This window comes from Streptomyces sp. NPDC018693 (assembly GCF_044391385.1).
Taxonomy (GTDB): domain Bacteria; phylum Actinomycetota; class Actinomycetes; order Streptomycetales; family Streptomycetaceae; genus Streptomyces.
On record NZ_JBIRZZ010000006.1, the window covers coordinates 403,848 to 425,914 of the forward strand.

Genomic DNA, 22,067 nt, shown 5'->3' on the forward strand with positions numbered 1-22,067 from the left:
CCCCCCGAAGTGGTGGTGGTGGCCTGACCCGTGTCACTCTGTGGCTTGGTGGGAGACGTCATCCATGGCCAATTCGGGGAAGGTGGACTGGTAATCATGGCGCAGTGGACCTCGGCGGTGGGTGCCGCGCAGCTGGCCCGGCTGCTCAAGTCCCAGCAGGAGCGCCCCGCGGGGCCCGGGTCGCGTCGCCCGCCCGCCTACCGCGCGCTCGCCGACGGCATCCGCCTGCTGGTGCTGGAGGGCCGCGTCCCGGTGGCCGCCCGGCTGCCCGCCGAACGCGAACTGGCCCTCTCCCTGTCCGTCAGCCGGACCACGGTGGCCGCCGCCTACGAGGCGCTGCGCGGCGAGGGCTTCCTGGAGTCCCGGCGCGGCGCCGGCAGCTGGACGGCCGTACCGGCGGGCAACCCGCTGCCGGCCCGTGGCCTGGAACCCCTGCCGCCGGAGGCGCTCGGCTCGATGATCGACCTCGGCTGCGCGGCCCTGCCCGCCCCCGAGCCGTGGCTCACTCGCGCGGTGCAGGGCGCGCTGGAGGAACTGCCGCCGTACGCCCACACCCACGGCGACTACCCGGCCGGGCTGCCCGCGCTGCGCGCGATGATCGCCGACCGGTACACCGCGCGCGGGATCCCGACCATGCCCGAGCAGATCATGGTGACGACCGGCGCGATGGGCGCCATCGACGCGATCTGCCATCTCTTCGGCGGGCGCGGCGAGCGCATCGCCGTCGAGTCGCCGTCCTATGCCAACATCCTCCAGCTCATGCGGGAGGCGGGCGCGCGTCTGGTGCCCGTCGCCATGGCCGAGGGGCTGGCCGGCTGGGACATGGACCGCTGGCGGCAGGTGCTGCGGGAGGCAGCGCCGCGCATCGCGTACGTCGTCGCCGACTTCCACAACCCGACCGGCGCGCTCGCCGGCGACGACCAGCGGCGGGCGTTGGTGGAGGCGGCCCGGTCGGCCGGGACGGTGCTGGTCGCCGACGAGACGATGAGCGAGCTGTGGCTCGACGAGGAGGTGCGGATGCCCCGGCCGGTGTGCGGCTTCGACCCCGCCGGGTCGACCGTGATCACCGTCGGCTCCGCGAGCAAGGCGTTCTGGGCCGGGATGCGCATCGGGTGGGTGCGGGCGGCTCCGGACGTGATCCGCAGCCTGGTCGCGGCGCGGGCGTACGCCGACCTGGGGACGCCGGTGCTGGAGCAGCTCGCCGTGAACTGGCTGTTCGCCACGGGGGGTTGGGAGCAGGCGGTGGAGCTGCGGCGCGCGCAGGCCCGGGAGAACCGGGACGCGCTCGTGGCGGCCGTACGGCGGGAGCTGCCGGACTGGGAGTTCTCGGTGCCCAGGGGCGGGCTGACGCTGTGGGTGCGGGCCGGTGGGCTGTCCGGTTCGCGGCTCGCGGAGGCGGGGGAGCGGGTCGGGCTGCGGGTGCCGTCGGGGCCGCGCTTCGGGGTCGACGGGGCGTTCGAGGGGTATGTCCGGCTGCCGTTCACCGTGGGCGGTGCGGTCGCGGAGGAGGCTGCGACGCGACTGGCCGCGGCGGCGCGGATCGTACGGAGCGGGGGGACTGCGGGCGGGGAGCCGCCGCGGACGTTTGTCGCGTAGTCGCCGTAGCTGCGGGCAGTCGTGCCTCCCCCAGTGCCTTAAGGGCCTGGGAGGTACCCCCAGGGCGGCACGGGTGGGCGGTGGGGGTCCCCCGCTCGAGCGAAGCCGAGAGTGGGGGAGGCACCCCGCCGGCGCGGGTGAGCGACACCCCCCGACCCCGGCGGCAACTCCGGGTGGCTCAGCTCACGAGCTCTCCGCGGCGACGGCCTGGACTTCAGGCTTGACGACCTCGACCGACGACGGCTCCTCGTCCGCCGGAGTCGTGCGCGGCGGCAGAAGGTCCAGTACCGCCTGCCGGTGGGTGTCGCTGGTCGCGTCGTCGTACGGGTCGGGGGTCGCCGGCACCTGGAGGCGGTGGACCGGGCCGGTGCCGAGGCGGGCGTAGCCGCGCCCCGGCGGGACGTGGTCGAGGGGAGTGGTGTGCGGGGGAGCTCCCAGGACCGCCTCCAGCTGCCGCGCCGTCGCCGGACCGAGCACGGCACGCGCGCGCGTGTGCTGTTGTACCGCGTCGCTGAGCGAGTCGAGGGCGTCGAACTGCTCGGCCACGACCACCGTCACATGCGCTGCCCGCCCGTGCCGCAGCGGCACCTGGAGCAGCGTCTGCGGATCCTTGCGGCCGTCCGCCTCAGCGAGGTGCGTGAAGAAGGTCGGCCGGTCGAGGAGGATCCACAGCGGCCGCTTGGTGTCGTCCGGCGGCGCCTGTCCCGCCTGCCGGGCACGGTTCGCGGCGATCAGCCGGCGTTCCGTCTCGTGCGCCGCCCACTCCAGGCCGGCCAGCGCCCCGGCCAGCCCCACCTCGACGCCCAGGACGCCGTCCCGTCCGGTCAGACAGGCGTACTCGCCGGTGCCGCCGCCCTCGACGATGAGGACGTCGCCGTGGCGCAGCGCCTGCAGAGCGATCGAGCGCAGGAGGGTCGAGGTGCCGCTGCCGGGCTGGCCCACCGCCAGCAGGTGCGGCTCGGTGGAGCGGATGCCGGTGCGCCAGACCACCGGCGGCACGTCGCGCTGTTCCTCGCCATGGGTGAGCGGGAGCGTGCGCTGCACATGCGTGGGGTCGGTGAACCCGAGGACCGTCTCGCCGGGGGTGGTGACGAAGGGCTGGACGGCGATGTCGGTGGGGAGCGGGGCGAGGACGCCGACGGTGAGTTCGTTGCCCTCCTCGTCCCAGGAGAACAGGTACTCGCGGCCTCGGCCCGACTTGGCGGACAGCAGATGCTCGACACGCGCGCGTGCCTCCGCCTCGCCGTCCGGGAAGTACGCCGGGTAGCGGATCACCAGCTGGGTGATCCGGCCGGAGCCGTCGAACTCGTACGTCGGGAACGCCTTCTCCCACTCGCCACCGTGCGCGTACAGCGGGGCGGGGTCCTCCGCCGTCGCGAAGTACGGGACGAGCGCCTCGTAGAGCGCCTGGAGCCGCTGGGTCTGCGACTCGTCGGGCCCTTCCGGGGCCGGTGGGGTGCGGTCCCGTCCCTGCCAGGCTGCCGCCGCCATCAGGGTGATGACGGCGAGCAGAGGGCCGTACGGAGCGAGCGCCACGACCAGTACCAGCGAGGCCACCAGGAACAGCAGCGGCCCGCGCTTGTCCTTGGGGGTCTCGGCCCACTTGCGCCGCCCGGCCGAGGCCAGCCGGCGCAGCCCGCGGGTGATCGTGATCAGCGGATGGAGGACGTCGGTGGCGCTGTCGGCCGCCGTCCGGGCCAGCTCCCGGCTCCGGGCGATCTGCGCGCTGCCTGTGCTCAGGATGCGGGGGAGGGGGCGCCGGGCCACTGCTGTCTCCTGAAGGTGCGTACGGACGGGGCGGACGGATCGGACGGCGGTACGGGCGGAGGGGCGGGCGGCGTCAGAACTTGATGCCGCCGAGGAGGCTGGCCAGGCTCTCGCCGCCCGCCTTGATGCTCGGCGCGATGGCCGTACTGGACAGGTAGAAGCCGAACAGGACCGAGACCGTGGCGTGTGACGCCTTCAGTCCGTCCTTGCGGAAGAACAGGAAGACGATGATGCCGAGCAGGACCACGCCTGAGATGGACAGGATCATTTGGGATCTCCTGGTTCGCGGGGACAGTCACCATGAGTACTTCCAGGCTCACAGCATGTATCCATACGATAAAAGGTGCAAATGGGGGAAATTCCATAGATTTCCCCCAGATGGTGGAGCGTTGGAGGGCCCGTCTGAACTGCGAATTTGCGGCGAACGGAGCTGCTGCTGATCTTTGCCTCCGTCCGGGCCGGTCATGTCCGCCCGGAGCCAGTACCCTGGCGATTCACCTGAACGGTGGCACACAGAGATGGATGGAGAGGCGGTCCGGCCGATGACTGAAGCCCCCGACCCCGAGGTCGTGGAGCTGGCGACCAGGATCTTCGATCTGGCCCGGCAGGGGCAGACCGAGGCGCTCGTCGCGTACGTCGACGCGGGCGTTCCGGCCAACCTCACCAACGACCGGGGCGACTCGCTGGTGATGCTCGCCGCCTATCACGGGCACGCCGACGCCGTCCGTGCGCTGCTGGCCCGCGGGGCCGACGCCGACCAGATCAACGACCGAGGCCAGACCCCGCTCGCGGGGGCGGCCTTCAAGGGTGAGACCGAGGTGATCCGGGCCCTGCTGGAGGCGGGCGCCGACCCGGCCGCGGGGACCCCCTCGGCCGTCGACACCGCCCGCATGTTCGGCAAGGCGGAGCTTCTGGAGTTGTTCGGAGTGGACTGAGACAACATGCCTGAGCAGCTAAGACGCAGTTTCTGACCAGGTAGATCAACGACCACGGGGGAGGCGGTACAGGGCCGCCGGAAATTTCGGTCGCGGCAGGCAGAACAGCCGAGTCATCATGACGTCGTGATTCACGGACGCGATGGCTGGGCAGGTGTTGCCGCACCGCGCGGGCCGTGATGCGGTCCGCATGGGCCACTTGACGAGAGGCAGAGGAAGATGGCTTACAGCAAGCAGGAAACGGCGGGCGCCCCGACGTGTTGTCACGCGGCCAGGTAGTGCACGTCCCCGGTTGCGTCGACGCTTGATGTGAGGCTGTTTCCCATGTTCGATCCGTTCATAGCGCCCAGCGGTACGCTGCTCGGCCTGCTGCAGCGGGGCCGCGGCGACGGCACACTGCACGCGCTCACCGCCCCGCGGGCCGAAGCGCTCGCGGCCCTCAACCACTGTGTGCTGCGCGACCCCCGCCACGACTGGCAGGTGGAGAACCGCTCCCTCTACTACGCCCGTCTCTACCTCGACCTGGGCGGCGACCTGGACGAGATCGAGGCGCACCTCTTCGACGTCGAGGACGCCTTCGACACCGAGGAGTCCCGCACCGGGCTCGCCCTGGCCGTCCTCGGCCACCTCGCCTCCTACGGCAGGCGGGACGCCCTGGAACTGCTGCGCCGGTACGCCGCGTCCGGGTCCAACTGGGCCTGGGCCCTCGACGAGCTCGCCCTGCGCGACGACGACGCGGGCCTGCGCGCCCTCGCCACGCCCGTCCTGGCCCGGTTCGCCACCGACCCCGAGGGCGAGGCCGAGCTGGCCGCCGCCGTACGGGACGCCTTCGAGCCCCGGCCCTGGCGGCTGTGGGCCGAGGACCCGCGCGAATACATCTCCACACGCGTGCGTGCCGCACAGGAGACCGGCTGTTTCGACCGCTGGCAACGGCAGATGCGACCTACCGGGCCCCGTCCGGGGTGGAGCGTGCGGGCCGTGTTCGAGTGGGCCCAGCAGGGCGTCGAGCGTGGCGCCGCACTCCATGTGCCGGCCGCCCGATGTCTCGCGGCCGTCGCGGGACCGGAAGACCGGCCGGAGATCGTGCGGGCCGCCCAGGACGGCACCGAGGGAGCCCGGTGCACCGCCCTGCGCTACCTCGCCGACAGCAACGACCCCGACGCCCTCGACCTGATCGAGCGGGCCGTGGCCACCGGCCCGTCGCCCGTGGTGGACGCCGCCGTCGACGCCTTCGAACGCATGCGCAGTGTCGCCGCCGTCGACCGCGCCCGAGGCTGGGCCCGCCGGCCCGACGCCCTCGGCGCCGCCGCCGGACGCGTGCTCGCCTGCCGGGGCGGCACCCAGGACAGCGACCAGGTCCTCGCCGCCCTGCGTGAGGCCGTACGCGGCGAGGGCTGCGACGCGCCGACCCTGTGGACGCTCGTCGACGGCGCCGGACGCCTCGGCATCGTCTGCGCGGCCCCCGTACTGCGCCACATCTACCGCGAGACCGCCTCGTCCCATCTGCGCGGCCGCTGCGCCCGCGCGCTCGCCGCCACCGACCCCTCCTTCGCCACCGGCTTCGCCGTCGAGTGCCTCTGGGACTGCGAGGAGGCCACCCGCGAGATCGCCGCACGACACGCCGAGACCGGTGACGCCCGGGTGGCGGAGCGGCTGCGCCGGCTCGCCGCCGACCCGGCCGAGGAGGCGGAGGTCCAGACGGCCGTCCGCAGCCGGATCGGCCCGGACCCGACCGCCATGTGAGCGTCCCGGGCCTTCGCGCGTCCGCCGGGTGAACAGGGGATGACCCGCGGGTCAGGTGGGTATGCACACCGTCTGACCTGCGAGGGTGCGCGGTGCAACGCTCATGGGACGTTTGTCGTTCGGAAAGATCCACTTTGACGCGGGCACGTCCGGCACGGCGACAACACCCCTATGCGTGTCGTCATCGTGACCGAATCCTTTCCCCCCGATGTGAACGGCGTGGCCCACTGCGCGCTCCAGACCGCCCGGCACCTCGTAGATCGCGGTCACCTTCCGCTCGTCGTCGCGCCGGCCACCAGCGCCGGCAGCGGGCCCGACGCCCTGGCGCCGTGCCCCGTCGTCCGTGTCCCCTCCCTCCCGCTCCCGGGCTACCCCCAGGTCCGCGTCGCCCTCCCCAGCCGGCGTGTCGCCACGGCCATCGCCGAACACCGGGCCGACCTGGTCCACCTGGCCAGCCCCTTCGTCCTCGGCGTGCGCGGCATGGCCGCCGCCGCCCGGCTCGGCATCCCCGCCGTCGCCGTCTACCAGACCGACCTCGCCGGATACGCCCGCACCTACATGGGCGCCGGCGAGGCCGCCGCCTGGCGGCGCATCCGCTCCGTCCACGCCGCCGCCGACCTCACCCTCGCCCCGTCCAGCGCCGCCCTGCGCGACCTGGAGGCACACGGCGTGCCCCGGGTCACACTGTGGCCGCGCGGCGTCGACACCGTCCGCTTCCGCCCCGCCCACCGCGACGAGTCCCTGCGCCGCGCCCTCGCCCCCAACGGCGAGGTCCTCGTCGGCTACGTCGGCCGGCTCGCCCCCGAGAAACAGGTCGAACTGCTGGCAGGCGCCTGCGCCCTGCCGGGCGTGAAAGTCGCGGTCGTGGGCGACGGGCCCAGCCGGCCACAGCTGGACGAGGCGCTGCCCGGCGCGCTCTTCCTGGGCCGCCGCACCGGGCACGACCTCGCCCGGATCTTCGCCTCGCTGGACGTCTTCGTGCACACCGGCCCCTTCGAGACGTTCTGCCAGACCGTGCAGGAGGCCATGGCCAGCGGTGTGCCCGTCGTCGCGCCCGCCGCCGGAGGCCCCCTGGACCTGGTCGCCCACGGACACACCGGGCTGCTGGTGCCACCGCGCGACCCGGCCGCCGTACGCGACGCCGTCCGGGCCCTGGCCGCCGACCCCGCCCTGCGCACCGCCTACGGCACCGCCGCGCGCGCCATGGTCGAGGACCGCACCTGGGCCGCCGTCGGCGACCGGCTCATCGGCCACTACGCCGACGTCCTGGCCGCCCGCACACCGGTGGTGGCCGCATGAAGACCGAAGGACTGCGGATCGTCCGGCTCGCGAACTTCGTCGCCCCGGCCTCCGGAGGGCTGCGCACCGCGCTGCGCGAACTGGGCAAGGGCTTCCGGGCCGCCGGCCACGAGCCGGTGCTGATCGTGCCCGGCGAGCGGCACACCGTCCAGGACACCGAACAGGGCCGCGTCATCACCCTGCCCGGCCCGCTGCTGCCCGGCACCGGCGGCTACCGCGTCCTGACCGACCGGGGGCGCGTCGCCCGCCTCCTGGAGGAGCTGGCGCCCGACCGCCTGGAGGTCTCCGACCGTACGACCCTGCGCTGGACCGGCAAGTGGGCGCGGCGCGCCCGCGTCCCCGCCGTGATGGTCTCCCACGAGACCGCCGACGGCGTGCTGCGCACCTGGGGCGTGCCCGAGGCCGCCGCCCGGCGCACCGCCGACGCACTCAACGTCCGTACGGCGAACACGTACGCGCGCGTGGTGTGCACCACCGAGTTCGCCGAGCGGGAGTTCGTCCGCATCGGCGCCCGCAACGTGGTGCGCGCCCCGCTCGGCGTCGACCTGACCGAGCGGCACCCGTCCCTGCGCGACCTCGGGCTGCGCGCCCGGTACGCCCGCCAGGACGAGGTGCTGCTGGTGACCTGCACCCGGCTGTCCGTGGAGAAGCGGCCCGGCACAGCGATGGACACCCTGGAGGCGCTGCGGGCGCGCGGCATGCGGGCGGTGCTGGTCGTGGCCGGGGACGGGCCGCTGCGCCCGCGCCTGGAACAGCGGGCCCGTGACCGCGCCCTGCCGGTCACCTTCCTGGGGCACCTCGCCGACCGGGGCGCGCTGGGCGCGCTGCAGGCGGCCGCCGACCTCTGCCTGGCCCCCGGGCCCGCGGAGACCTTCGGGCTCGCCGCGCTGGAGGCGATGGCCTGCGGCACGCCCGTCGTGGTGAGCGCCTCCTCCGCGCTGCCCGAGGTGATCGGGTCGGCGGGAGCCACCGCGGCCGACCGGGGGGACGCCTTCGCGGACGCCGTGGAGGCACTCCTGGCCGCCCCCGAGGGCGAGCGGCGGGCGGCGGCACGCGCGCGTGCGGAGTGCTTCGGTTGGGGGACGGCCGTCGCCGCCTTCCTGGCGGCACACGACGCGACGATACCGACCCGTCCCGTCGTGTCCGGGAGCCGCGGATGACCGTGGTGCGCCCCGTCCGCTTCGTGGCGCTCGGGGACTCGTTGACCGAAGGCGTGGGCGATCCCGTCGGCGACGGGTGGCGCGGCTGGGCCGCGCTGCTCGCCGGCGGGCTCGGCCCGGCCGTGGACTTCACCAACCTCGCCGTCAGCGGGGCGCAGACCCGGGAGGTGCTGGAACGGCAGCTTCCGGTCGCGCTGGAGCTGCGGCCGGACGTCGTGTCGGTTCTGATCGGCGTCAACGACACCCTGCGCCACACCTTCGACATCCATGCCGTGGCCGCCCGGCTGGACCAGGTGTACGCGGCCTGCGCCCGGCGGGACGCGGTCCTGCTCACGGCGTGCCTGCCTGACCCCGGCGCCATGCTCGGGCTGCCGGGGGCGCTGGCCCGGCCGTTGGCGCGACGGCAGCGGGCGGTCAACACCGTCGTACACGCGCTGTCCTCGCGGTACGGGGCCGTTCATCTGCATGCCGCGGAGGGGGCCTGGCTGACGGATCGCGCCATGTGGAGCGCGGATCGGCTCCATCCGGGGGAGCGGGGGCACCGGCAGCTGGCGTTGCGCTTCCACACGGTGCTTTCGGACGTGGGCCTCGCGACGGGTGCGGCTCCCTCGGCTGAGCCGGAGTTTCCTGTGCCGACCAGGGCGGAGAGCTTGCGGTGGCTGGCGACGGAGGGTACGGGGTGGGTGTTGCGGCGGTGTACTGATCTGCTGCCGCAGCTGGTCTCCCTGGCCGCGGACGAGATGCGTCATCGGGCGCGTGGGACCAGTGCGCGGTTGGATGTGCGGGCGGCTGCGGCGGTGTCGGCGGCGCTGGGGGCTCTACCCGGGTGCCGTGACGGGTCGTTGGGCGGGTGCGGCGCCGTGGGGGCTGGTCGCGCCCACGCGGCGGCAGCCGCACATCGAATACCGCCCCGCGCCCCCGTATAGCCGCCGTATGGCCAAGAAGCGGACCGGTGTACCCGGTACCGCCTGGGCCGCTGCCGGGAGGTCGGTCGGGTGGACCACGGCGATCACCGGGTAGCCGCCGGTGGTCGGGTGGTCTGCGAGGAAGACGACCGGGCGGCCGTCCGGGGGGACCTGGACGGCGCCCAGGACCATGCCCTCGCTGGGGAGTTCGCCGGTGCGGGCGCGTGCCAGGGCTGGGCCCTCCGTGCGCAGGCCGATGCGGTTGCTCGCCGGGGAGACGCGGTACGCGCGTGTGGTGAAGGTGTGGAGGGCCTCCGGGGTGAACCAGTCGTCGCGTGGGCCGAGGGTGACTCGCAGGGTCAGTTCGGTCGGGGGGGCGGGCTGGGGGGCCACGTCCACGCGCGCGTCGGGCGTGGCGGCGGGGCCCAGGGGCAGGACCGTGCCGTCGGCGAGGGGGGCCGGGCCGAGGCCCGACAGGAGGTCCGTGGAGCGGCTGCCGAGGATCGGTTCTACGGCGACGCCTCCGCTGACGGCGACGTAGGAGCGCAGACCGGAGACGGCTCGTCCGACGTCCAGCACCGCCCCGGCGGGGACCCGGACGGGGGCGCCCCACGCGGCCGGCCGCCCGTCCACCGTGACCGGGCAGGGGGCGCCGCCGACCGCGGCCGTGACGGCGGATCGCGGCCGCAGGGCGCAGCCGTCGAGGGTGGTCTCCAGGACGGCCGCCCCGGGCGGGTTGCCGACCAGCCGGTTGACCAGCGCGGCGGCCGGTGCGTCCAGGGCGCCGGAGCGTGGCACGCCGAGGTGGGCGTACCCGGCCCGGCCCCGGTCCTGGACCGTGGTGAGGGCTCCCGCGCGGACGACCGCGAGGGCACGGTCGCTCATACGGCGGCCCCCGGGGGCTCGGGCACGAACCGCACGCGTGTGCCCGGCGCCAGCAGCGCGGCCGGCACGCGCGCGTGGTCCCACAGCACCGCGTCCGTGGTGCCGATGAGCTGCCAGCCGCCGGGGGAGGAGCGCGGATAGACGCCCGTGTACGGGCCCGCGAGCGCCACCGAGCCCGCGGGGACGGCGGTGCGCGGGGTCGCCCGGCGCGGCACGTCGTAGCGCGGAGGGAGACCTGTGAGGTAGCCGAAGCCGGGCGCGAAGCCGCAGAAGGCGACGCGGAACTCGGTCGCCGTGTGCAGCCGGGCGACCTCGTGGGGCGCGACATCCCAGTGGGCGGCGACCTCGGCCAGGTCGGGACCGTCGTAGCGCACCGGAATCTCCACGACGTCCGGGGCCGACGCGGGCGCGGGCGGCACCTCGGCGGTGGTCAGTTCGGCCGCCACTCCGGCCGGGTCGGCCAGGCCGTCCAGGAGGACCGTACGGGCCGCCGGGACGATCTCACGCACCGTCAGCAGGCCGGCCGCCCGGCGGCGCAGCAGTTCCGCGTGGAGGGCCTGCGCGGCCGGGCCCGAGGCGACCTCGACGAGCAGGGCGTCCGTGCCGACCGGCAGCACGCGGACGCTCATGCGAACGCCTCCACCCGCACGCCCGACTCCTCCAGCCGTCGCCGGACCCGCCGGGCCAGCTCCACCGCGCCGGGCGTGTCACCGTGCAGGCACAGGGACCGCGCGCTGACCTCGATCGGCGTCCCCGTGTGCGCGGTGACCAGGCCGAGGCGGGCCAGGCTCACCGACCGCTCCACGACCGCCGCCGGATCGTCGACCACAGCGCCCTCCTCACCGCGCGGCACGAGCGTGCCCCGAGCGGTGTAGGCGCGGTCCGCGAACGCCTCGGGGACGGCGGCCAGCCCCGCCTTCCCGGCCAGCTCCAACAGCCGGGAGCCGGGCAGCCCGAGCACCGGCAGCGCCCGATCGGCGAGGAGCACGCCGTCGACGACCGCGCCCGCCTGCTCCTCGTCGTGCACGACCCGGTTGTAGAGCGCGCCGTGCGGTTTGACGTACGCCACGCGCGCGCCCGCCGCCCGGGCGAACACCTCCAGGGCGCCGATCTGGTACGCCACCTCGGCGGCCAGTTCGGCGGGCGGCACGTCCATGGCGCGCCGCCCGAAGCCCGCGAGGTCCCGGTAGGAGACCTGCGCGCCGATCGTCACGCCCCGCTCGGCCGCCAGCTCGCACACCCGCCGCATGGTGGCCGCGTCCCCGGCGTGGAAGCCACAGGCCACGTTGGCGCTGGTGACGACGGACAGCAGCTGCTCGTCGTCGGTCAGCCGCCAGCGGCCGAAGCCCTCGCCGAGGTCGGCGTTCAGATCGATCGCGGTCATGGATCCTTCCGGTTTCTCTGATCGGTTCTCTGGTCAGAGAACGCGGTACTGCTCGTCGCGGGCGTCGGTGAGGAACATCTGTCCCGGGGCGTGGGTGAGGACGAACGGCGGGCGCGAGGCCATCACCGCGGCCTGCGGGGTCACCCCGCACGCCCAGAACACCGGGATGTCGTCCCGCTCGGCGGCCACCGGGTCGCCGAAGTCGGGCCGGCCGAGGTCGCCGATGCCGAGCGTCGAGGGGTCGCCGCAGTGCACGGGGCTGCCGTGCACCGCCGGGAGCAGACTGCTCTCCCGGATCGCTGCCGCCAGGTGCTCCGGCGGCACCGGGCGCATCGACACCACCATGGGGCCGCGCAACCGCCCGGCGGGACGGCACCGACGGTTCGTCACATACATCGGGACGTTGCGGCCCTGCTCGACATGGCGGACGGGGACACCCGCCGACGTCAGCGCCCACTCGAAGGTGAAGCTGCAGCCGATCAGGAACGTCACCAGATCGTCGCGCCAGTACGCGCGCACGTCCGTCGGCTCGTCCACCAGGGCACCGTCCCGCCACACCCGGTAGCGCGGCAGATCGGTGCGCAGGTCGGCGCCCTCGGCGAGGACGGTCCGGAAGGAGCCGGCGTCCGTCACGTCGAGCACCGGACAGGGCTTGGGGTTGCGCTGGCAGAACAGCAGCATGTCGTACGCCCAGTCGGCGGGCACCGCGACCAGGTTGACCTGGGTGTGGCCCGCCGCGACCCCGGCCGTGGGGCCCGTCAGGCCGTCCCGGAAGTGGGCCCGGGCGGTTTTCGGGCTCCACGCGTGCGCGTGCGCGTCGACCAAGGTGACGAGGCGGTCGTCCGTACGGTTCACACCAGCTCCTTCCCGCGCGTCTCGGGCAGGCCGAGCAGCGCCAGGGCGGCGATGCCGTAGCCGATCGCGCCGAAGACCAGCGCGCCGCCCACACCCCAGCTGTCCGCCAGGAAGCCGACCGTGGTCGGGAAGACGGCGCCGACGGCGCGCCCGGTGTTGTACGTGAAGCCCTGCCCGGTGCCGCGCACGGCCGTCGGGTACAGCTCGCTCAGGAAGGACCCGAAGCCGCTGAAGATCGCCGACATGCAGAAGCCGAGCGGGAAACCGAGCACCAGCAGCAGGGTGTCGGCCCCGCTCGGGATGTTCGCGTACGCCACGATGCACAGCGCGGACAGCAGGGCGAACAGCCAGATGTTGCGGCGGCGGCCCAGCCGGTCGGTGAGGTGGCCGCCGGTCAGATAGCCGAGGAAGGCGCCCGAGATCAGGAAGGTGAGATAGCCGCCCGTGCCGACCACGGACAGCCCTCGCTCGTTCTTCAGATACGTCGGCACCCAGGTCGCCAGCGTGTAGTAGCCGCCCTGGACACCGGTGGAGAGCAGCACGGCGAAGAGGGTCGTGCGCAGCAGCGGGCCCTGGAAGATCGCCGGGAACGAGCCCTTCACAACGCTCCGCTCCCGGGCGGCGGCAGCCTCCGGGGCGTCCTGCACCCGGCGCCGCATCCACACCACCAGCAGCGCGGGCAGCGCGCCGGTCCAGAACATCACGCGCCAGGCCACGTCGTCGCCGAAGAACGAGAAGACCAGCGTGTACACGATCACCGCGAGCCCCCAGCCCACGGCCCACGAACTCTGGATCGCGCCGAGCGTGCGTCCCCGGTGCCTGGCGCTCGCGTACTCGGCGACCAGGATCGCGCCGACCGCCCACTCGCCGCCGAAACCGAGGCCCTGCAGGGCCCGGAAGACCAGCAGCGTCTCGTAGTTCGGCGCGAAGCCGCAGGCGACGGTGAACACCGCGTACGTGATCACCGTGATCATCAGCGCCCTGACCCGGCCGACCCGGTCGGCCAGCACGCCCGCGAGGGCGCCGCCGATCGCCGACACCACCAGGGTGACGGTGGTGAACAGGCCGGTCTGACCGCTGTCCAGCCCGAAGTACGCCGCCAGCGCGACCATGCTCAGCGGCAGCGTGAAGTAGTCGTAGGAGTCCAGGGCATAGCCGCCGAACGCGCCGGCGAAGGCGCGCCGGCCGCGCGGGCCGAGGGCGCGCAGCCAGCCGAACGCGCCGTCGTCGACGGCGCGCGTGTCTGTCGGGGGAGGTGTTGTCAGGGACGGGGGCGGAGGGGTCGTGCTCATGGAGGCACCTCGCAAGGGATGACGGAGGGTGCGTTGACTGAGCCGTGCCGTGCGAAAACCGCGGCGCCGCGGTGGGGACGGGGCGGTGCCGTGTCCAGCAAGGTAGAGGATCGTTGAACGATCCTTCAATACCCCCGTTGTCTCGTCCTGGTGTCTGCGATTGAATTCCGGGCATGGCAGAGCAGCTGGCGGGACTGGCCGACGACCGTGCCCTCCTGGGGCGCACCAGCACGGCCGAGCGGGTCGCCGACATCCTCAGGAGCCGTATCGCCGAGGGGTTCTTCCCGCCCGGCACCCGGCTCTCCGAGGACAGCATCGGCGGCGCCCTGGGGGTGTCCCGCAACACCCTGCGGGAGGCGTTCCGGCTGCTCACCCACGAGCGCCTGCTCGTCCACGAGCTGAACCGCGGCGTCTTCGTGCGGGTCCTCAGCGTGGAGGACGTCGAGGACATCTACCGCACGCGCGCGTTGGTGGAGCGCGCCGTCGTACGGGGTCTGGGCGAGCCTCCGTACGCGCTCGACGCCCTCGCCGCGGCGGTCGCGCAGGGGCGGCGCGCGATAGCCGAAGGCGACTGGAACGCGCTGGGCACGGCCAACATCCACTTCCACCGGGAGCTGGTCGCCCTGGCTGGCAGCGAACGCACGGACGAACTCATGCGCAGTGTCTTCGCCGAGCTGCGCCTCGCGTTCCACGTCGTGGGCGACCCACGCCGGCTGCACGAGCCCTACCTCGCGCGTAATCAGGAGATCCTGCGGGCGCTGGAGGCGGGGGACCGGGACGGGGCGGAGAAACTGCTCGCGGTGTATTTCGGGGACTCGCTGGAGCGGATCGTGGAGGTGTACCGGCGGCGCGTCGGTGAGGACGGCTGAGCGGTCCGTCCTACCGGTGTGACCACCATGACGCCGGAGCACGCCTGCGTCGTTTGGGTCGATGTCAGACCCAGCACCTACTCTGTGCATCGTGACTTCGCCTGCCTCGACGGACCGTGTTCCGCCCCAGCTCAGCGCGGGGCCGCGCCCCGCACCGGGCCCGGCCGCCGACGAAGGGCTCGCGCGGCGCCTCCGCGCGCTCGCCTGCACCGCGCCGATCCACGACCTGGACGCGCGCAAGGCCAACCTGGCCGGTGAGTACTCGGTGTACGGCATGGCGGAGATCGCCCTCGCCGCGATCGACCTCGTCACCCTGAACATGGACTTCGACACCGGTGCCGACCACGACCAGATCGTCGCCCGGCTGCTCCCCCGCATCGGAGCCCAGGCCCCGCAGCGCCCCGTCGCCGAGCACGAGCGCGTGGCCCGCTGGGTCCTGGAGAACCTGATCAATGTCGGCAGCGTCGACCGCGGCTTCCGCGCGGTGTACGGCACCTTCGCCCCGGACGGCAGCTATGTGCGCCGTGACTACGACTTCAAGCTGATCGAGGAGGTCCCCGGCTACGGCGGCGCGGTGTACCTCCGCACCACGGACGAGGCCGTCAACGTGCTCGTCGGCGCCCTCGACACCGATGTCACCAGCGCGCAGATCGCCGCCGAGGTCAAACTGGAGGTGCTCATCCGGCGCGGCCGCCTCGCCGACGCCCAACTCGCCGCCGAACAGGCCCGCTACCGCACCGTGCAGTACTCCGAGACCCTGCGCCGCGCCCTGGACGCCACCCGGCGCAACGTCCGCGCGGTCGACTGGCTCAGCGCCGTGCCCGACATGATCGCCGAGGCCCTCGACCACGTGGCCGACCGCTACCGCCACGAGAACGCCATCCTCACCAACATCCGCAAGGCCCGCGACGAATCCGAGGACCCCGAGCACAAGCGGCGGGCCGCCGAGCTGGTCGACATCGTCAAGGACTGCATCCGGCGCCACACCCAGCTGCAGTCCCGCCTGCTGGAGGCGGGCCCGCTCTTCCGCGCCGAACAGGACCGGCAGGCGTTCGCCACCCCCATGACCTCGTCGGGCATAGACCTCTACGGGCATCTCGTGGCCCCCGTCCTGCCGCTGCCCCTGGAGGAGGCCGTCCGCGTCACCGACGCGTTCTTCGCGCGCGGCACCGGGCTGCGCACACCGGTGTCCGTGCGGGTGGGCGACCTCGTCGACATCCTGCTCACCCCGCCGCTGGAGCGGGAGCACCTGGGCGCCGAGATGCCCGAGCCGGACCTCATCGCCACCCCCGACGACAGCCGGTTCAGCGACGAGCAACTGGCCGCCGCCATGGAACTGCTGGACCTGCCCGCGGACGCCCCGCGCAGACTGTCGGGGCTGCTCGCCGAGGCGCGCCGACAGGACCCCGAGCTGCCCTACCTGGTCGCCCTGCTGGCGGTGCACGCGGCCAGCCCGGCGGTCGGCACCGCCTACCGGCAGGGCGAGGAGAAGCTGCTGTTCGCGGTCGACGACGGCACCGAGCTGACGGACCCCGAGTTCGGCGGCGCCGACCTGATCGTCGGCACCGCCCTGCTGGACGCCGTCGGCATGGCGGCGGACCGGACGGAAGCAGCATGAGTGAGCACCAGCGAAGCAAGGAGCCGACACCGTGACCGAGCACGTCGAGTGGAGTGAGCCGGAGACCGCCGCCGCGCCGGTGAGCACCGCCGTCACCCCCGCCGACGCCGCCGACGCGGCCCGGCTCGTCGCCTTCGGACTCCAGCCCAAGCTGCAGCCCGCGCGCGACCAGGAGTACACCGAGCTGCTGCGCCGCTACCGGGAGGACCCGCCGTTCGCCCGGCTCGCCGACGCCGTGGCCGCCGGGCTCGGGCTCGTCGTGCTGGAGGTGTCCCCGCGGGCGGGGATGGCCGTCACCGCCGCCGAGGACTCGGTGTTCGCCGTCCGCATGGGCGACTACGCGCGTCGCACCTCCGCGGACGGCGGCGACCGGTTCCTGCACGGGCTCGCCCATCTCGCCGTCGCCGCCCTGGCGTTCCCGCGCCCCGAGGACCTCGCCGACGACGGGTACATCGGGCGGGTCAGCGTCAACGGCGTCGACGCCTTCGTCCGGCAGGCATGCCGCCGGCTGGAGGCACGGGCCGAGGAACAGGGCGAGAACACCGACCCGGCCAGCGGTGCGCCCGGCCTGGAGACCGCCTGGCGGATCTGGGCCAGACGCAGCGCCACCGGGGCCACCAAGGACGCCCGCCGCCTCGCCGGCTCCACCACCGGCATCGTCGGCAAGGCCGTCGCCTTCCTCACCGACTCCGGCTTCCTCCAGCGCACCGGCGACGACAACGGCGGCACGTACCGCACGACCGCCCGCTACCAGCTCCAGGTCCGCGACATGGCCGGCAGCGCCGCCATGGCCGAGCTGCTGGAACTGGGCGTCGTCCCGGTGACCGACGGCACGCCGACCCTGCTGCCCGCCGAGGACACCGACGACCTGGAGCTGGTGGCCGAGGCCGGGCTGCCGTTCCACTCCTGACGCCGCGACACCCCGACGCACCAACGCCTCGACGTCCTGAAGTCCCGAACCACCGCACCCTTCCGAAGACTTACGAGAGTCCGCCATGTACGAGCTGTCCCGGGTCCGCCTCTACTCCATCGGGCCCGCCGGTGCGCGCTACGCCGACACCGTGCTTGACCTGCGAGGCGTCGGCGACGTCGTGCCCGAACCCGCCCCCGCGCAGGCGGAGTTCTTCGAGGACGAGCCGGTCGGCCCACCGCGCCGGCCCGCGCCCGCCGGGGTGCTCTTCCTGGAGAACGGCGGCGGCAAGTCCGTCCTGCTCAAGCTGATCTTCTCGGTGATGCTCCCCGGCCACCGCAACACCCTCGGGGGCGCCAGCTCCGGCGTGCTGCGCAAGTTCCTGCTCGCCGACGACTGCGGGCACGTCGCCCTGGAATGGCAGCATGTGCAGACCGGCGAGTGCGTCGTCGTCGGCAAGGTCAGCGAGTGGCGCGGGCGGCAGGTGTCCAACGACCCGCGCAAGTTCGCCGAAGCCTGGTACTCCTTCCGGCCCGGGCCCGGCCTCACCCTGGACAACCTGCCCGTCGCCGAGTCCACCGCCGTCCGCCCGCCCGTCGAGGGCGCCTCCGGGGCACAGGGGCGCCGGCGCACCATGAAGGGCTTCCGGGACGCGCTCACCGAGGCGGGCAAGGCGTATCCGCACCTGGAGGTGCACTGGGAGGAGACCCACGAGCGCTGGACCGAGCACCTCGGCGACCTCGGCCTCGACCCCGAACTCTTCCGCTACCAGCGGGAGATGAACGCCGACGAGGGCGAGGCGGCCGGCCTCTTCGCGGTCAAGAAGGACTCCGACTTCACCGACCTGCTGCTGCGCGCGGTCACCGACACCCGCGACACCGATGGGCTCGCCGACCTGGTCAGCGGCTTCGGCAACAAGCTGGGCCGACGCTCCGAACTGATCGCCGAGCGGGACTTCACCGCCGGGTCGGTCGACCTCCTCGGACGGATCGTCGAGGCCGCCGGGACACGCTCACGCGCGCGTGACATCCACGTCGGCGCCGAGCGCCGCACGCGCACCCTGGCCCGCCGGCTGTCCGCGCGGGCCGTACGCGAGCGAGCCCGGGCCGCCGACCTGGCCCAGCGGGTCACCGCCGCCGCGTACGCCGTGACGCACTCCGAGGGCGCCCGCGAGCGCAGCGCGCTGATCGCCGCCGAACTCGCCTACCGGCACGCCTCCTTGGCGCTCGCCGCCGCCGAGAAGACGACCGCCGCACAGAAACGGGAACTCGCCGACGCGCGCACCCTGCACTCCGCCTGGCAGGCCGCCGAGGCCGTGCTGCGCCACCGGGCCGCCGCCGACCGCGTCGCGCGCGTGTCCGCCGCGATCCAGGAGGCCGAACGGGACGCCGCCCCGGCCCTCGCCGCCCGCGCCAAGGCCGCCATCGACCTCGTCCGCGCCCTGCACGCGGCCGCCGAGAGCGCCGAGCACCTCGCCAACGAGGAGGAGGAGCGCTCCGCCGCCCTCCAGGAGGCCGGCGAGACCGCCCACCGCGACTCCACCGCCGCCGCCACCGAGGCGCAGCGCGCCCGCAGCGAGATCGGGCATCTGCGACAGCGGCTCACCGAGGTCGAGCAGGAGACCGCCGAAGCCGTCCGCGCGGGCTGGCTCGACGACAGCGCCCCCGACGCCGACCCGGCGCGCGCCGCCCTCGCCGCCAGCGACGCCGAGAAGACCGCAGTCGCCGCCTGGGACACCGCCCGCGAGACCTCCCGCCGGGCCACCGAGCACGCTCGCGAGGCCGCCTCCGCCGAGTCCCGCGCCGAGCTGACCGCCGCCCGCGCGTCCGACGCGGCCACGGCCGCCCAGCGGTCGTACGAGGCCGAGCGCCGCATCGCCGAGACGCTCGCCTCGGAACCGCGGCTGGCGGAGCTGCTCAGCCTGCCGGGCGCGCCGGACGGTGGACGGGCCGGTGTGCCCGGCCCCCGGAGCGGGGCGAGTGACGGGGCTGCGGGCCCGCGGGGCCGGTCCGCGGGTCCGCGGGGCGGGACGGAGCCCACCGACGGTGCGTCGCCCGGCCCGCACGCGGGCGCGTCCCCGCGTGTCCCCACCGGCGGATCCGACACCGCGAGCCTCCTCGCCGACGGCCCTCTCATCCCCGAGGAGCTCGACCGCTGCGCCGACGAACTGCGCGAACTCCTCGACGACGCCGTCTCCTCCGCCGAACGCCAGCTCTTCGAGCTGCGCACCGCCGCCGCCGACGACTCCCGGATCCTCGGCGCGCTCGGCGACGGCGGACTGCTGCCGCCCGGACCCGATGTGCTGGCCACCGTCGAGTTCCTCGGCGAGCACGGCATCCCCGCCCTGCCCGGCTGGCGCTACCTCGCCCAGGCCGTCGACCCCGCCGACCACGCGCGGGTGCTCGCCGCCCGCCCCGAACTGGTCGACGGTGTGATCATCACCGACCCGGACTCGCACACCCGCGCGCGGGACGCGCTCAGCGACGCGGCCCTGCTGCCACGCTCGGCCGTCGCCGTCGGTACGGCGGCCGCCCTGCTCGCCCCGACCCCGGCGCCGACGTCGGACGACGGCGCCGTGTTCCTCGTACCGCCGAACCCGGCCATGCACGACGAGCACGCCGCCGACGAGGAGCGGCAGGCGCTGCGCGCGCGGGCGACCGAGCGGGACGAGGAGATCCGCCGGCTCGCCGCCCGCCTCGGCAAGGACCGGGAGCTGGCCGCGCGGCTCGCCTCCTGGCGCACGAGCTGCCCGGCCGGCCGGCTGGCGGAGCTGGCGCGGGCCGCCGAGGACACGCGCGCCTTCGCCGAGGAGGCCGAGGCCGAGCTGGCGGAGGCGCGCACCGTGCGGGCGGAGGCCGAGGAGGCCGCCGCCGAGGCCGCCCAGGTCCGCGACGAGCGCCAGGAGGCCGCGCAGCGGGCCCGGCGCGCCGCCGACGCCCTCGCCGGGCTCGCCTTCCGACTGCGCGAGCGCGCCGGCTGGCAGGTCAAGCTCCGTGAACTCGCCGACGAGGCCACCGAGTCCGAGGCCCGTGCCCAGACCTGTCTGGAGCGGGCCCGCGCCGCCGACGAGGACCGCCGTGCCGCCCAGCGCGCCGCCGACGACGCCCGCCGCACCGCGCGTGCGCTGCGCGCCGAGCGCGCCGAGATCGCCGGCGCCCCTGACGACGTACCGGACGGCGACGGCGACGACACGCCGGGTTCGTCCCTGCCCGCGCTGCGTGAGGCGTACCGGGCCGCCTCCCAGGTGTACGAGAAGGTCGGCGTCGGCGCCGACCTGCGCGCCGAGCAGGCCCGCGCGGAGAGCGACGAGAGCGCGGCCCGCGCGGAGCTGGACCGGCTCAGCAACAAGGTGCGCACGCGCGCGGAGCAACTGCTCCAGTCGCCCGACGGGTCCGACGGGCCGTCCCGGCAGGCGGCCGCCGCGCGCGCCGAGGAGCTGGTGCAGCTCCTGGAGACCCGGATGTCCACCGCGAGCGAGCAGCTCGGCCGACTGCGTGGCGAGGCCGAGCGGCACGCGCCCGAGGACGGCGAGGCGCACACCGAACTGCCCGAGGACCAGGAACCGCGCGACGCCGAGCACGCCCAGGCCCTGCTGCGCACCGCCACCACCGAACTCGCCTCCCGCACCGAGGCGTTGGCCCAGGCCCGCGACGCGCACGCCGAACTGCTGGACACCCACCGCGCCGCCGAGGACGCGGCCGGCGGCTTCGACGAGATCGCCGCGATGCTGCGCGACCTGCTGCGCGAGCACACGCCCGAGGAGGACCAGGAGGAGCCGGAGCCCTACCCCGGCAGCCTGGAGGAGGCCCGGCAGTCGGCCGCCGAGGCCCGCCGCTCGCTGCGCGGCTGCGCCGCCGACCTGTCCGCCGCCGAGGCCGCCGTACGCGAGGCGAGCGACGTCCTCGTACGGCACGCCAACTCCACGCGCTACGAGCAGGTCCGCACCCCCGCCCGCCAGCAGATCCGGGAGCTGCCCGCCTCCGCCCTGCCGGAGCACGCCCAGAAGTGGGCGGACGCCTTCGCGCCCCGACTGCGGGTCCTCACCGACGAGTTGGCGCAGCTGGAGCGCAACCGCGACTCGATCGTGGACCGGCTGCGCGGCCTCGTGGAGTCGGCGCTGGCCACGCTCAGGTCCGCCCAGCGGCTCTCCCGGCTCCCGGAAGGGCTCGGCGAGTGGTCCGGGCAGGAGTTCCTGCGCATCCGCTTCGAGGAGCCCGACCAGGCCACCCTCACCGAGCGGCTCGGCGAGGTGATCGACGACGCCACACGCGCGGCGGTGAAGAAGAACTCCGACCTGCGTCGGGACGGCATGTCCCTGCTGCTGCGGGGCGTCGCCGCCGCGCTCCAGCCCAAGGGCGTCGCCGTGGAGATCCTCAAGCCTGACGCCGTGCTGCGCGCCGAACGCGTCCCCGTCGGGCAGATGGGCGACGTCTTCTCCGGCGGCCAGCTGCTCACCGCCGCCATCGCCCTGTACTGCACGATGGCCGCGCTGCGCTCCAACGACCGGGGCCGCGACAAGCACCGCCACGCGGGCACGCTCTTCCTCGACAACCCCATCGGACGCGCCAACGCGACCTACCTGCTGGAGCTCCAGCGGGCCGTGTCGGACGCGCTGGGCGTCCAGCTCCTGTACACCACCGGCCTGTTCGACACCACCGCGCTGGCGGAGTTCCCGCTGGTCATCCGGCTGCGCAACGACGCCGACCTCAGGGCGGGCCTGAAGTACATCCGCGTGGAGGAACACCTGCGGCCGGGGCTGCCGCAGCAGACCCCGGCCGGAGAGGCCGTGCACAGCGAGATCACGGCGACGCGGATGTTCAAACGGCCCGCCCCGCAGGAGGCGTGACCC

16 protein-coding genes and 1 pseudogene are annotated in these 22,067 nt (G+C 74.5%); 10 read left to right on the plus strand and 7 right to left on the minus strand.

The genetic code is table 11. From position 1 onward, the window contains the following. The first annotated feature begins 96 nt into the window (after positions 1-96). Positions 97-1,596 (plus strand): PLP-dependent aminotransferase family protein, encoded by a 1,500-nt coding sequence (locus tag ACH5AC_RS19295; protein ID WP_398863091.1) that lies wholly within the window; start codon positions 97-99, stop codon positions 1,594-1,596. Positions 1,597-1,779: 183 nt separating this feature from the next. Here ACH5AC_RS19295 and ACH5AC_RS19300 read toward each other — a convergent pair whose 3' ends face one another. Then, positions 1,780-3,363: a hypothetical protein gene (locus ACH5AC_RS19300; protein ID WP_398863092.1), complete on the minus strand. Its 1,584-nt coding sequence runs from the start codon at positions 3,361-3,363 to the stop codon at positions 1,780-1,782. 73 nt (positions 3,364-3,436) lie between these two features. Further along, entirely contained in the window at positions 3,437-3,631 is a 195-nt protein-coding gene (locus ACH5AC_RS19305) for a hypothetical protein (protein ID WP_398863093.1), read from the minus strand. 274 nt (positions 3,632-3,905) lie between these two features. On the opposite strand from ACH5AC_RS19305, the gene ACH5AC_RS19310 reads away from it, so the two are divergent. The 5 genes from ACH5AC_RS19310 to ACH5AC_RS19330 all read left to right on the plus strand — a co-directional run bounded on the left by ACH5AC_RS19310 (position 3,906) and on the right by ACH5AC_RS19330 (position 9,426). Next, on the plus strand, positions 3,906-4,298 hold the full coding sequence (locus ACH5AC_RS19310; protein ID WP_398863094.1) for an ankyrin repeat domain-containing protein: 393 nt from the start codon (positions 3,906-3,908) through the stop codon (positions 4,296-4,298). A 324-nt stretch (positions 4,299-4,622) separates the two neighbouring features. After that, positions 4,623-6,041 (plus strand): HEAT repeat domain-containing protein, encoded by a 1,419-nt coding sequence (locus ACH5AC_RS19315; protein WP_398863095.1) that lies wholly within the window; start codon positions 4,623-4,625, stop codon positions 6,039-6,041. Between the two features lie 171 nt (positions 6,042-6,212). After that, a complete protein-coding gene (locus ACH5AC_RS19320; protein ID WP_398863096.1) occupies positions 6,213-7,340 on the plus strand; it encodes a glycosyltransferase family 4 protein in 1,128 nt (375 codons plus the stop codon). After that, on the plus strand, positions 7,337-8,500 hold the full coding sequence (locus tag ACH5AC_RS19325; protein ID WP_398863097.1) for a glycosyltransferase: 1,164 nt from the start codon (positions 7,337-7,339) through the stop codon (positions 8,498-8,500). Before ACH5AC_RS19320 ends, ACH5AC_RS19325 begins: the two co-directional genes overlap by 4 nt. A gap of 5 nt (positions 8,501-8,505) precedes the next feature. After that, entirely contained in the window at positions 8,506-9,426 is a 921-nt protein-coding gene (locus ACH5AC_RS19330; RefSeq protein WP_398863145.1) for an SGNH/GDSL hydrolase family protein, read from the plus strand. On the opposite strand, the pseudogene ACH5AC_RS19335 reads toward ACH5AC_RS19330, so the two are convergent. The 5 genes and pseudogenes from ACH5AC_RS19335 to ACH5AC_RS19355 form a co-directional block, all read right to left on the minus strand. Continuing rightward, positions 9,427-10,290: pseudogene (locus tag ACH5AC_RS19335) on the minus strand (biotin-dependent carboxyltransferase family protein); the annotation flags it as partial. Further along, positions 10,287-10,919: an allophanate hydrolase subunit 1 gene (locus tag ACH5AC_RS19340; protein ID WP_398863098.1), complete on the minus strand. Its 633-nt coding sequence runs from the start codon at positions 10,917-10,919 to the stop codon at positions 10,287-10,289. The gene ACH5AC_RS19340 and the pseudogene ACH5AC_RS19335, both read right to left, overlap by 4 nt. After that, positions 10,916-11,674 carry a LamB/YcsF family protein gene (locus tag ACH5AC_RS19345; protein ID WP_398863099.1) on the minus strand — a complete coding sequence of 253 codons (759 nt, stop codon included), beginning with the start codon at positions 11,672-11,674 and terminating at the stop codon, positions 10,916-10,918. Before ACH5AC_RS19345 ends, ACH5AC_RS19340 begins: the two co-directional genes overlap by 4 nt. 33 nt (positions 11,675-11,707) lie before the next feature. Next, complete coding sequence (locus ACH5AC_RS19350) at positions 11,708-12,529, minus strand: putative hydro-lyase (protein WP_398863100.1); 822 nt, start codon at positions 12,527-12,529, stop codon at positions 11,708-11,710. Beyond that, positions 12,526-13,821 (minus strand): MFS transporter, encoded by a 1,296-nt coding sequence (locus tag ACH5AC_RS19355; protein WP_398863101.1) that lies wholly within the window; start codon positions 13,819-13,821, stop codon positions 12,526-12,528. Before ACH5AC_RS19355 ends, ACH5AC_RS19350 begins: the two co-directional genes overlap by 4 nt. 173 nt (positions 13,822-13,994) lie before the next feature. On the opposite strand from ACH5AC_RS19355, the gene ACH5AC_RS19360 reads away from it, so the two are divergent. The 4 genes from ACH5AC_RS19360 (at position 13,995) to ACH5AC_RS19375 (ending at position 22,064) form a co-directional block, all read left to right on the plus strand. Next, positions 13,995-14,690, plus strand: a complete 696-nt coding sequence (locus ACH5AC_RS19360) for a GntR family transcriptional regulator (RefSeq protein ID WP_398863102.1) — start codon at positions 13,995-13,997, stop codon at positions 14,688-14,690. A gap of 91 nt (positions 14,691-14,781) precedes the next feature. Then, a complete protein-coding gene (locus ACH5AC_RS19365) occupies positions 14,782-16,308 on the plus strand; it encodes a hypothetical protein (protein WP_398863103.1) in 1,527 nt (508 codons plus the stop codon). Between the two features lie 31 nt (positions 16,309-16,339). Continuing rightward, the gene (locus tag ACH5AC_RS19370; protein WP_398863104.1) at positions 16,340-17,218 is read left to right on the plus strand and encodes a hypothetical protein; all 879 of its coding nucleotides are present in this window, start codon (positions 16,340-16,342) and stop codon (positions 17,216-17,218) included. Positions 17,219-17,303: 85 nt separating this feature from the next. Continuing rightward, positions 17,304-22,064: a hypothetical protein gene (locus ACH5AC_RS19375; RefSeq protein WP_398863105.1), complete on the plus strand. Its 4,761-nt coding sequence runs from the start codon at positions 17,304-17,306 to the stop codon at positions 22,062-22,064. Positions 22,065-22,067 lie beyond the last annotated feature (3 nt).